Genomic DNA, 11,763 nt, shown 5'->3' on the forward strand with positions numbered 1-11,763 from the left:
CGATGGCGGAGCATGATCCGAATGCGGTGATCGCCGAAGCCGACCGGGCCCAGCGCCGGGCCGCCGATCCCGCCGCCTCGGTCTGGGTCGCGGCCTCTGCCGGAACCGGCAAGACCAAGGTGCTGACGGACCGGGTGCTGAACCTGCTGCTGGCGGGCGCCGATCCGGGCCGTATCCTCTGCCTTACCTTTACCAAGGCGGCGGCGGCGGAAATGTCCGCCCGTATATCGGCGAAGCTCTCCGAGTGGGCGGTTATCGGCGAGACGGCATTGACGGAACAGCTCGAGAATCTGCTCGGACGGCAGCCGATGCAGGACCAGATCGCCCTTGCCCGGCGCCTCTTTGCCCGCACGCTCGATACGCCGGGCGGCCTGAAGATCCAGACCATTCATGCCTTCTGTCAGGCCGTGCTGAAGCGCTTCCCGCTGGAAGCCGGACTGCCGCCGCATTTCCAGGTGATGGACGACCGGACGGCCGCCGAACGCCTCTCCGATGCGCGGGACCGGGTTCTCAACAAAGCGTCGGCGGAACCGGAAAGCCCGCTCGGCGAGGCGCTCCGTCTGATCAATCGGCGCTTCGCGGAAGAGACCTTCGACGGACTGGTCTCGGAGCTGCTGATGGAGCGGGCGCGGCTTGGCCGTTTCTTCGAAGGCATCGGCGGACCGGGACAGATCACACCGGCCCTGCTTGCCCATCTCGACCTGCCGGAGGGAGAGAGCCGGGAGAGCGTGATGCGGGACGCGGTGTCCGATACAGCGTTCGATGCGGTCGGCCTGCGCCGCGCCATGGAGGCTCTTTCCGGCAGCAGCAAGACGGATGTGGACCGGGCGGAAAGCCTTGCGACATTCCTGGCGGCTGACCCGGATACAAGGATCGATCTCTTCGAGAGTTACGGCTCGGTCTTCCTGACCGGTGACGGGGATATGCGCAAGCGGCTGGCCACGAAGAAAGCCGTCGAGACATTCACCGATATCGAGACCGTCATGGCGCGGGAGGCCGAACGTCTGATCGCCGTGCGCCAGCTGCTGAACACCATTGGACTGGCGGAGCGAACGGCCGCCGTGCTGCGCATCGCTTCCGCCGTGCTCAAACAGTACGAAGGAGGAAAGCGGCGCGGGGCGCTGGTGGATTTCGAGGATCTCGTCGCCACCGTATGCGAGTTGCTGCGCCGTCCCGGTGTGGCTGCCTGGGTACTGTTCAAGCTGGATGGCGGCCTCGACCATATCCTGATCGACGAGGCGCAGGATACCAACCCGGAGCAATGGGATGTGGTCCGTGCCCTGACCGAGGAATTCTTCTCCGGCGAAGGTGCTTTTGAGGAGGTGCGCGGCGCCGGGCGCAGCATTTTCGCGGTGGGCGACGTCAAGCAATCGATCTTCAGTTTCCAAAGAGCCGACCCGGAGGGTTTCCTGCGCATGCGCAGGCATTTCGCGGCGCGGGTGGAGACAGCCTCCAAGAGCTGGGCGTCGGTCGATCTCGAAGTGTCTTTCCGCTCCGGCGCCGCCGTGCTCGGGCTGGTCGACCGCCTGTTCAACAGCCGTCCCGCCGCCGAGGGCGTGCTGGAGGCCGGTGCGGATGGTGAGTTCCTGTCGATCCGGCATGGTGTTTCCCGTGGTGGCGATGCCAGTCTGGTTGAGCTCTGGCCGCCGTTCGAGCCTGTGGAGAGCGAGGATGATGGCGCCTGGGCCGTTCCCGTCACCCAGCGCGGTCTCGACAATCCGGCCTCCCGTCTTGCCGGGGCCATTGCCGGACGCATTCACCAGTGGATCGACCGGGGCGAAATGCTGCCCTCGAAAGGGCGTCCGGTTGGGCCCGGCGACATCATGGTCCTGGTGCGCCGCCGGGGCGGTTTCGTGCATGAAATGGTGCGCGCCCTGAAGGAGCGCGATATCGACGTGGCCGGTGTCGACCGCATGGTATTGAGCGACCAGATCGCCGTCATGGACCTCATTGCGCTCGGCCGTTTCCTGCTGCTGCCGGACGACGACCTGACATTGGCGACGGTGCTGAAAAGCCCCCTGATCGGACTTGATGAGGACGAATTGTTCGATCTCGCCCATGGCAGAAAGGAGCACCGGCTCTGGCGCGAGCTGCGCCGTCGGGCACCGGAGAACACGTCCTTCGCAAGGGCTGATCGGCTGCTTGCGTCGTATCTGGCGCGGACGGATACAACCCCGCCCTATGAACTTTTCGCGGGCATCCTGGCCGAGGGAGAGCCGAGCGGAAGGCGGCGTATTCTCGAACGGCTCGGTATCGAGGCCGCCGATCCCCTGGACGAGTTCCTGGCACAGGCGCTTGAATATGAACGCGGCCATGTCGCCTCCCTACAGGGCTTCCTGCATTGGCTGGAAGCGTCTGAGAGCGATATCAAGCGGGATATGGAAGGCGGCGAGGGTGGCCGTGTCCGGGTGATGACCGTGCATGGCTCGAAAGGCCTGCAGGCACCCATCGTTTTCATGCCGGACACCCTGCAATTGCCGCGCGGCACGGCGAAGATCCTTTGGGGCGAGCGGGAGGACGGCGTGCCGGTTCCGCTTTGTGCCCCGGCCAAGCCTGAGGATGCACCTGCCAGCACGGAGGCGAAAGAGGCAGCGGAGCGCAAGCGGAACGAGGAGTATCGCCGGCTGCTCTATGTCGCGATGACCAGGGCGGAAGACAGGCTTTATGTCGGCGGCTGGGCGACGAAACAGCGGGCGCCGGAAGGCAATTGGTACGAGCTGATCCGAAACGCGCTGAGCGAGATGGCGACGCCGGTTGAAGATCGTGTGATATCGGGTGCGGCCGGATCCGATCTGCCGGTGCTGCGCTATGAGACGCCTCAGGAGCGGGCTGTGGAGGCAAAGGCTATGGAGACGATAAAGGTCTCCAAAAAACCTCCCTTGCCGCTCTGGGCGCTGGCGCCGCCCGCGCCGGAGCCGGTACCGCCGCGACCGCTGATGCCGTCCCGCCCGAGTGAGCAGGAGCCGGCAACCCGCTCGCCGCTTTCCGCCGTGGACGAGGGCCGGTTCAAGCGTGGCCAATTGTTGCACCGGTTGTTGCAGGTCCTCCCCGATCTTCCTGCCGAGCGTCGCCGGGAGGCGGGGCTGGCATATCTTCAGCGTCCCGTTCACGACCTCGCTCCCGGGCTTGCAGAGCGTTATGTCGAAGAGATCATGACCGTGCTGGAACATCCGGACTGGGCCGGGCTTTTCGCTGCCGGATCACGCGCGGAAGTGCCCATTGTCGGACAGGTCGGGACCGGGGGTGGCGAGGTGACCATCGTCTCGGGCCAGATCGACCGTCTGCTGGTCGAGGAGGGCCGGGTGACGGTTGTGGATTTCAAGACCAACCGGCCGCCGCCGGAGCGGCTGGAGGATGTCCCGGTGATCTATCTGAAGCAGATGGCGGCTTACCGGGCACTGCTTACCCGCATGTTTGAGGGACGCGCCGTAAGGTGTCTTCTGCTCTGGACGGACGGGCCGTTTCTGACCGATTTGCCGGGTGATTTGCTCGATGGATACGGGCCTGTATCGGTTGCCGGATGACGCGGCCTTTGATTTCATTCCGGAAATCTGGACGCGACACTCGTTGCCTTGACGCGGGTGGTCCGGCTTCCTAGATTCACTGTCCATGCGAGGGCGCGAACCCGGCATGAGAGATGAGTCAAACGAGGATTGCCCCATGTCGACGGTTAATGTCACCGACTCCAGCTTTTCCGACAGCGTTCTGAATTCCGACAAACCGGTTCTGGTTGATTTCTGGGCCGAATGGTGCGGCCCTTGTAAAGCCATCGCTCCGGCGCTTGAGGAAATGGCGCAGTCGATGGGTGACCGGGTCACTGTCGCCAAGATCAATATCGACGAGAACCCGCAGACGCCTCAGCAATATGGCGTGCGGGGCATTCCCACGCTGATCCTGTTCAAGGATGGCCAGGTTGCCGCGACCAAGATGGGAGCGATGCCGAAGGCGCAGCTTCAGCAGTGGGTGGATGAAGCGCTCTGAGGCAGGTCTGCTGACGACACATAGCATTAGGGACAGGCGCCATTTCGGCGCCTGTTTTTTATGCAGTAATCGCGGGCTCAGGTGTCGTTCGTGTCACCGAAACGAGAGAAGCTGCCGACCTGCTTTTGGGGTGTGTCCTGTTCAACGACAACAATCAGCAGGATAAACTGATCGACGGCGGCTCCGTCTGAGCTATAGGGCAGAATGATCCGGTCATAGCGCAAGGCGCTGCTGCCATCGCCGATCGGAAACACCCTCTGCGAGAAATGGCATTGGCGCGAATTCGCGATTTCCAGATAGGTCTGTTTTGCCGTTTCGAGATAGGTGCCGTGATAGAGATCTTCGAATTTTTTGCCGGTCGGGTCGCGCCCGGCCCGCTGGGCGATCTCGGTGCCGGCCAGCCGGTAGCGGAATGTCTCGCTCCCGACGCTGCCGGTACGCTCGATAATGGCCATGCGCGGCATGTAGCGATGAAATGCGAGGGGATCGAACGTGCTGCGCAGCGGCACGTCTGACCCGCGCCGGTTTTCCTTCCATTGGGAAAACAGCGCGCGATGCTCCGGATGATCGAGCGTTTCCGCATCGACCACGATGCCTGCATAATCTCTATTGGACGTGTTCATGCAGAGTTCTAAAAGTATTCCCGAAAATTTGGACCACATGGTCAAATTAGTAAAAATAAAGGAGAAGGCAAGTTGATAAGTAGTTTCATTCGAGAAGGGTAAATATCGGCGAGTTTTCTAAAATTATTTAGATATTGATTTTAACTAAGGAAATTGATTGATGACACGCATTTTGGCGACATACCTCGTGTGAGACCGAAGCGTTTTTCGGCGTAACATAATATTCTGGAATTTGACCTCCGGGCGGGTGGTCGGGTTTCACTCGCTTGTGTTCTGCGACCCATTGAATATGGATGATCGTCAATTTAGTGCCGCGCTTGAGACGCAATGATAGACAGAACTTCCATTTTGGACGGCCCGGGCAACATCAACCCATATATCGAGCTTTTGTCCGAGCTGTCTGTGAGTAATCAGAACGAAGCATGGCAGCGGAGGTTCTTGGAGACGGCAGGAAGACGCCTTCTGCAACTGGATAGGGGAGCGACAAGGGCGTTGATCCTTGGCTTTCGCCCACTCAGAGACGCACTTGACCTAGGAGCGACGCAGTTCCTGGCGCCGGTTCTGGATGCTGTTCTGGAATCGCAGGTCGCACATGGTGATGTCCCCTTTGAAGCGCCAAACTCACTCTTGGAACGCCGCGATGATCCGGCATTGGCATTGCGTGTTGCCCAATTGGTGATGGGCCACGCGCGGAGACGAAGGACAGAAATATTTCAGAGACCCGCTTGGGCATGGTTCGGAGATCGCAAGCTGCGTGTCGGGTATGTGTGCAGCGACCTGAACATGCATCCGGTTGGTTTGTCTGTGCGGAGTCTGATGCTTCGGCATGACCGGGATAGGTTTGATATCACGGTTTATGACCGAACGACCGAGCCGAAACAGCCCGTACAGGGCCCGGTCAAACTGGCTGCGGACCAGTTTCGCGCGGTGCCCGGGTTATCTGTTCCAGACCTACGGAAAATGATTCTGAGTGACGGCATCGACATTCTGGTCGACTTGAGTGGTGCCCCCTTGGACCCTCTTCGCGATGTTTTTTGCCTTGGCGCCGCGCCGCTCCAGGTGTCTATGCTTGGCTATCCGGGCGGCATAGGTCAGGAAACGGTTGATTATTATGTCGCCGATCCAGTGACAGTTCCTCCATCTGAACGGTCGGGTTTTTCCGAATGCCTGATTTTGATGCCGGGGAGTTTCCTTCCTGTCGACGATCAGATGCCGGATGAAGATCCACCGCCCCGTTCCGCGCTCGGGTTACCGGAGGATGCTTTCGTCATGGCGGCGTTCAATCGCCTGAACAAGCTTGATCTGTCGACTATCCGCCTCTGGTTCACCTGCTTGCGAAGGATCCCGAACACTGTTCTGTGGTGCGCCGTGGACGAGGGACCAGGGCGAAGCAATCTCCTCAAGCTCCTATCCGACGCTGGACTGGACCCGGACAGGGTTGTCGTTACTGATCGGGTCGGCATCCGTGAACACAGAGCGCGTATCAGCGCGGCGGATATTGCGTTGGACCCGATTGGGTACAATGGGGGATACACAACGGCTTTGGCAATTCAGCGCGGTGTGCCGGTCGTTACACTGCCCGGGCACAGTTTTGCCTGGCGGATGTCTGCCGGTATTTTGAGCGCGGCCGGCCTGCCCGAGGGAATTGCGGAAAGTCCGGCAGACTATTTCGCCCGCGTCGAGCGCTTTGCATCAGACCCGCTATGGCTTGCGTCCTGTCGAAACCGGCTTCTGGAAAAGACCTCAAGTCTGTTCTTTAATCCGGGAGCTTATATTCGGGCTCTGGAAGAAGCTTTCATGCGCATAGCCAACAATCGACGCAATGGCCTAAAGGATGAGGATGTTGTCGTTTCTGCACGATCTGGATGAGTCGAAGGCGAGGGCGGTGACCAGACACGGATCAGCGAAAACACGAACTGCGCCTGAGTAGGGCTTCAGACCTCTTCGTCGAGGAACTGGTTCGGTTTGTGGAATATCCCCAGCATGAGGGCGCCCTCGGGCGCCCGGGCGACATGCCTGCTGCCGGCCGGACGCCAGACATATTCGCCGGGACCGATGGAGCCCTGCTCGTCCTCCAGCCGGCCTTCGAGCATGTAGGTCTGCTCGATCCCGGTATGTTCGTGGAAGGGAAGTACCGCGCCGGGCGCCCAGCGGAAAAGCGCCGTCATCAGGCCGGTTTCCTTGTCCTCCATCAGGACTTTCACCGAGACGCCCTCGAAGCGTGTCGGCATCCAGGACAGCCGGTCCGGGTCGACCATTCGCGAGTCGAGCGGTGCAAGCCCGGTATGGTCGGGATAGTTCGGCGTTTCGATCGCCATTGCTCTTCCTCCCTCTTGATCGCCTCACCGCGAGCCGTCGGAAGGAGTATAACGCAGCTTCGGATGCCGTCAGACCGCGATATTGTCGATCAGCCGGCAGCTGCCGAGTGTGGCTGCTGCAAAGATGCGCAGGTTTTCACTTAGGGCCTCGGCCGGCGCGAAGGTGTCCTGACTGCGGATATCGATATAGGCGACCTGCTGGAAACCGGCTGCGAGGACATCCCGCTTCGCCTGTTCCGCCGCCACGTGCGGCGCGGCGCCTGTCCGGACCGACTCTGCCGCCGCTATCATGGCGCGGTGCAGGGACGGGGCGATCTCGCGCTCCCGGGGGGTGAGATAGGCATTGCGCGAGGAGAGGGCCAGCCCGTCGGCCTCACGTACCGTCGGCGCGCCGAGGATCTCGGTCGGCAGATCAAGATCCCGCGCCATGGTTCTGATCACGGCAAGCTGCTGGAAGTCCTTTTCGCCGAAAATGGCGATGTCGGGCAGCGACTGGATCAGCAGTTTGGAGACCACGGTTGCGACCCCGGTGAAGAAGCCCGGCCTGCTCGCGCCCTCCATGACATCGGAAATATCGGTCACGGTGACTTCGGTCTTGTAGTCCGTGCCATACATCTGCCCGGGATCCGGGATATAGACCGCGTCACATCCCGCCGACCTGAATTTGGCGAGATCGCCTTCCTCGTCGCGGGGGTAGGTGGTGAAATCCTCGTTTGGTCCGAACTGGCGCGGATTGACAAAGATGGTGGCAACACACCGGTCAGCGCGCTCCAGTCCGAGCCGGACAAGCGAGAGGTGGCCTTCATGCACGGCCCCCATCGTCGGCGTCAGTGCGACCGCCTCGCCGGCTGCCTGCCATTGCGCCACACGCGCCCGCAGCGCGGCCTTGGTCCGAATCACATCCATAATCCACCCCTTGCTCGCCAGCTTATCGGCGTCGGTATTCCGCTCAATCGGGAAGCCGCGCCCTCGTGCGCCTGTCCGCGCTGACATCTTCTGCCCGTGCCGGACTGAGGTCGTGCGCCAACAGGATTCCTGATTGAAGTGGCAGTTACCGCAGAATATTGCCGAATCCAACCGCTATGCTGCATCGCGGAAATCATCGCCGAAGAGCCGCGTGTGGCGGTTCTTCCGGCACCGAATTAAGATCGCGGATCCTTGGCAGAGCGGGTCGACCGTATCTGGTGCGCTGCGGAACCTTGGAGAACCAAGTGGCAGAATTCCCACAAGCAACAGGCGCGGCAGTCGAGCGGCGCTTGTAATGCAAGGGTTCTTCGGGAAATGGCGGGAAGAGTGGTGCCCAGGGGCGGATTTGAACCACCGACACGCGGATTTTCAATCCGCTGCTCTACCAACTGAGCTACCTGGGCACACTGTGGATATTGCGGCGCAGGCGCCTCAATACCAACGAGAGGCAGGTGTATAGAAGATATCGTCTGGGCTGTCCAGCGCCCAATAAGTGCTTTTTTGCGCGCCCCGCTTGATGGCGCGGGACAACGGCGCTATCCAAGGATCAGCTTGCCGGGGAGTGGCGCATAGATGCAATTATCCGAGGCCTTGTCGCTCGCGATATCACACCAGAATGCCGGCCGCGACCAGGCGGCGGCGGAGATCTACGACCGAATTCTGGCTGTTGATCCGGGCAATCCTCCGGCGGCGACGCTGCGTGCCCGCCTTCATCTGAAACAGGGTGGCCTGGAAGCGGCGGACCGGTTGACCGAGGCGGCCGTCCGCAGGGCGCCGGACTACATGCAGGCATGGAATGCGCGCGCCGATCTTCTTGATGCCCGCAAGGAGCCTGCCGCCGCCGTCGAGGCCTGGCGGCGCGCGCTGATCACCGGTCCCGGCAATACCGGCCCGTTCGTCGGCATCGGCAACCAGTTGCAACTGGACAAGGAAACGGGGGCGGCGGCGCGGGCTTATGCACGGGCCCTGACCGGGCAGCCGGGGAATGTTGCCGCGGCGAACAATCTGGCCCAGGCATTGCTGATCGAAGGCGATGTTGCCGGCGCGCTGGCCGCGACGGACCGGGTGCTGGCGCGCAATCCGACCCATGTCCGGGCAACCGCCTACAGGTCCGTGGCGCTCGAGGAGCTGGGCCGGCACGATGAGGTCGACCGTTTGATCGCGCAGGGCAGCGCGACCCGCCCGATCCGGTTTCCAGTACCGCCCGGCTATGGGGACCATGCGGATTTCAATGCCGCGCTGTGCGAGGAAATCCGCGCGCATCCGAATCTCTCCGGCGATCTCGACCCGTTGCGCCGGGCCATTCGCGGCGGCGCATATGTCGCGCAACTGTTTGACCACAAGGGCCCGGCCATCGCCGCTTTCGAGCGCATGCTTTCCGACGGTCTCGACGAGTATATTTCCGGTCTGCCGAAGGATCCGGATCATCCTTTCTTCGCCCGGATTCCGGAACGCTATGCGGTCAATATCTGGGCCAACATCCTTGGCGATGAGGGGCACCAGAGCGCTCATATCCACAATGCGGGCTGGCTCAGCGGGACCTATTACGCCGCCATCCCCGAGACGGTCTCGCCGGACGACGAGACCCGGGCCGGCTGGCTCGAGTTCAACCGGCCGGGTTACGGCATTCCCCATCGCGGTACACGCCCGCTGGACGCGGTCTGTCCGGAACTCGGCATGGCCATGGTCTTCCCGTCCTATGTCTGGCACAGCACCGTGCCGTTCCGGGGCGGCGGGGAGCGGATCAGCATCGCCTTCGATTTGCATATCGATGGCTGAGCAGTGAGACCCACCGATCCGATGCTGCGGCTGCGGGAGGCGTCCGCGCTGATGCGGCAGGGCCGTGCCAACGAGGCGGCCGGGATCTTCGCAGAGATTGCCCGGGCCAATCCACGCCAGCCGGAATTGCAGAACAATCTCGGGGTCGCCATGAAGGCCGCCGGCCGTCTGAAAGAGGCGGCGCAGGCCTATCGCCGGGCCCTCAAGCTGGCGCCGGGCTATGCGGTCGCGGAAGCCAATCTGGCCCGTGTGCTGCTGGCTCTCGGAGACGGTGCCGCCGCCGTTTGGCATTTCGAAAGTGCCGACTGGCATGCGCCGGATGCGGGTTATCTGGCCGAGTTTCTGGATGTGCTTGCCGGTCTCCGGTTCGCCAGCCCGGACCCGAAGATGAAGGCCCTGGTGACCGGCCTGTTCGCGCGCCGGGATATCGATCTTCAGCGGCTCGCTCCCGCCGCCCTCTCGCTGGTGCTGGCCAACCGCAGCTATGCCAGGGGCGCGGATGCGGCCTGGCGCTGGCTGCGTGACGAGAAGGGGGCCATGCCGCCACCCTTGCCCGATGATCCGCTGCTGGATCTTCTGCTTGCCTGGACAACGCTGCCCGACCCGAAGCTGGAAGCCTGGATGACCGCCGAGCGTCGCCGGTTGCTGTTCGAGGGCGTGCGCACGGCAACAGCCGACAGACTCGCGCCTCTGGCGTTACAGGCGATGACCGCGGAATTCGCCTGGATGGAAAGACCTGACGAGACCGCGGCAGTGGCGGCGCTGTTGTCACGTGACGCTCTCTCGTTGCAGGAAGCGCTGCTGGTCGCACTTTATCGGGATCCGGCCACCGTTCCGGCGGCAGCGGCGGTATTGGCGGCGGCTCCGGCAGAGGGCGCTGTCGGTCTTGTTCTGCGTCGAGCGGTGGCGGAACCGGAGGAGGAAAACGCGCTGGCGGCTGCCCTGCCGGCACTGACAGCGATCGCGGATGCGACCTCCGAAAAGGTGCGGGATCAGTACGAGATCCATCCCTATCCGCGCTGGCGCAGCGTTGACGGCCAGATCCGGCGGAAGCCGCTGGACGCTCATCTGCGCGAACGGTTTCCGGCCATGCGCTTCGACGGCATCGATCTCGCAGGGCCAAAAATTCTTGTCGCCGGGTGCGGCACCGGGCGGCATGCCATCCAGACAGCTTCCCGTTACGAAGGCGCCACGGTCACGGCCGTCGATCTCAGCCGCCGGTCGCTCGGCTACGCGGCCCGCATGGCGGCGGAGCTCGGGCGCGACAATATCAGCTTCGCCCAGGCGGATATCCTTGGGCTCGGAATTCTGGAAGAGCGGTTCGATGTCATCGAATGCTCCGGCGTGCTGCACCATATGGCGGACCCGAAGGCGGGCTGGCAGGTCCTGCGCGGTCTGCTGAAGCCGAGCGGGCTGATGCGCGTTGCGCTTTACAGCGACATTGCCCGGGCCCGCTTCGCCAAATTGCAGGCGGAGATCGCGGCGGAAGATTCGCAGGAGATCGGGCGGGAAATTCGTCTGCGCCGGAACGCGATCCTGAAGCTCGCCGAGGACGATCCGGCCGCCATGGTCTGGCGGACCGGTGATTTCTATTCCCTGAGCGGATGCCGTGACCTGCTCTACCATCGACGCGAGGTGCGCTATGGCTGGCCGGAAATCGGCGAGGCTCTGGGCGCGTTGGAGCTGAAGCTGGTCGGCGTCGAGACGCCGTCAGCCGCGTTGAGGGCTCTCTACCGGGAGCGCTTTCCGGATGAGCCGGCAGCAACGAGCCCGGCAAACTGGGATGCGCTGGAGCGGGAATTCCCGGACAGCTTCCTCGCGATGTACCAGTTCTGGTGTCAGGCCTGACGAATCAGCGCTCCTTGCGCTCTTCCATGGCCCGGGCCAGATCGAGCAATTCGGCTTCGTCGGGCTCTTCGTTGGTCTGCAGCCGGTAATCGCCGCCGAGCCAGCGGCCGAGATCGATGGTCTTGCAGCGGTCCGAACAGAACGGGCGGAATTCGGTCACCATCGGTTTGCCGCAGATCGCGCAGCCGGCCTTGCGCTTGCGCTTCGTTTTGTCGAACTCGCTGATGTCGCCCATGGGGTGCTCTCCC

General features: G+C 62.6%; 9 protein-coding genes and 1 tRNA gene. 5 read left to right on the forward strand and 5 right to left on the reverse strand.

Translation table 11 applies throughout. The features are described 5' to 3' along the window. Positions 1–2 precede the first annotated feature (2 nt). Together addA and trxA are read left to right on the forward strand one after the other, a co-directional pair. Complete coding sequence (gene addA, locus RH950_RS10015; protein WP_350056259.1) at positions 3–3,524, forward strand: double-strand break repair helicase AddA; 3,522 nt, start codon at positions 3–5, stop codon at positions 3,522–3,524. Positions 3,525–3,660: 136 nt separating this feature from the next. Next, positions 3,661–3,981, forward strand: coding sequence for a thioredoxin TrxA (trxA, locus tag RH950_RS10020; protein WP_350056261.1), 321 nt, complete (start codon positions 3,661–3,663; stop codon positions 3,979–3,981). A 77-nt stretch (positions 3,982–4,058) separates the two neighbouring features. On the opposite strand, the gene RH950_RS10025 is transcribed toward trxA, so the two are convergent. Beyond that, entirely contained in the window at positions 4,059–4,604 is a 546-nt protein-coding gene (locus tag RH950_RS10025; protein WP_350056263.1) for a PAS domain-containing protein, read from the reverse strand. Between the two features lie 327 nt (positions 4,605–4,931). Here RH950_RS10025 and RH950_RS10030 point away from each other — a divergent pair, with 327 nt between their 5' ends. Further along, positions 4,932–6,473 (forward strand): O-linked N-acetylglucosamine transferase, SPINDLY family protein, encoded by a 1,542-nt coding sequence (locus RH950_RS10030; RefSeq protein ID WP_350056265.1) that lies wholly within the window; start codon positions 4,932–4,934, stop codon positions 6,471–6,473. 65 nt (positions 6,474–6,538) lie between these two features. On the opposite strand, the gene RH950_RS10035 is transcribed toward RH950_RS10030, so the two are convergent. The 3 genes from RH950_RS10035 to RH950_RS10045 all read right to left on the reverse strand — a co-directional run bounded on the left by RH950_RS10035 (position 6,539) and on the right by RH950_RS10045 (position 8,292). Then, positions 6,539–6,922, reverse strand: coding sequence for a cupin domain-containing protein (locus RH950_RS10035; protein WP_350056266.1), 384 nt, complete (start codon positions 6,920–6,922; stop codon positions 6,539–6,541). Between the two features lie 69 nt (positions 6,923–6,991). Then, positions 6,992–7,828: a pantoate--beta-alanine ligase gene (gene panC / locus RH950_RS10040; RefSeq protein ID WP_350056268.1), complete on the reverse strand. Its 837-nt coding sequence runs from the start codon at positions 7,826–7,828 to the stop codon at positions 6,992–6,994. A gap of 388 nt (positions 7,829–8,216) precedes the next feature. Then, positions 8,217–8,292, reverse strand: a tRNA-Phe gene (locus RH950_RS10045). 169 nt (positions 8,293–8,461) lie between these two features. On the opposite strand from RH950_RS10045, the gene RH950_RS10050 reads away from it, so the two are divergent. Together RH950_RS10050 and RH950_RS10055 are read left to right on the forward strand one after the other, a co-directional pair. Further along, the gene (locus RH950_RS10050; protein ID WP_350056270.1) at positions 8,462–9,667 is read left to right on the forward strand and encodes a putative 2OG-Fe(II) oxygenase; all 1,206 of its coding nucleotides are present in this window, start codon (positions 8,462–8,464) and stop codon (positions 9,665–9,667) included. A 3-nt stretch (positions 9,668–9,670) separates the two neighbouring features. Further along, positions 9,671–11,515, forward strand: coding sequence for a methyltransferase domain-containing protein (locus tag RH950_RS10055; RefSeq protein WP_350056272.1), 1,845 nt, complete (start codon positions 9,671–9,673; stop codon positions 11,513–11,515). A gap of 4 nt (positions 11,516–11,519) precedes the next feature. Here RH950_RS10055 and RH950_RS10060 read toward each other — a convergent pair whose 3' ends face one another. Further along, positions 11,520–11,750 carry a DNA gyrase inhibitor YacG gene (locus RH950_RS10060; RefSeq protein ID WP_350056274.1) on the reverse strand — a complete coding sequence of 77 codons (231 nt, stop codon included), beginning with the start codon at positions 11,748–11,750 and terminating at the stop codon, positions 11,520–11,522. Between the last annotated feature and the right edge of the window lie 13 nt (positions 11,751–11,763).

This window comes from Nisaea sp., from assembly GCF_040217065.1.
In the GTDB taxonomy this organism is placed as follows: Bacteria; Pseudomonadota; Alphaproteobacteria; order Thalassobaculales; family Thalassobaculaceae; genus Nisaea.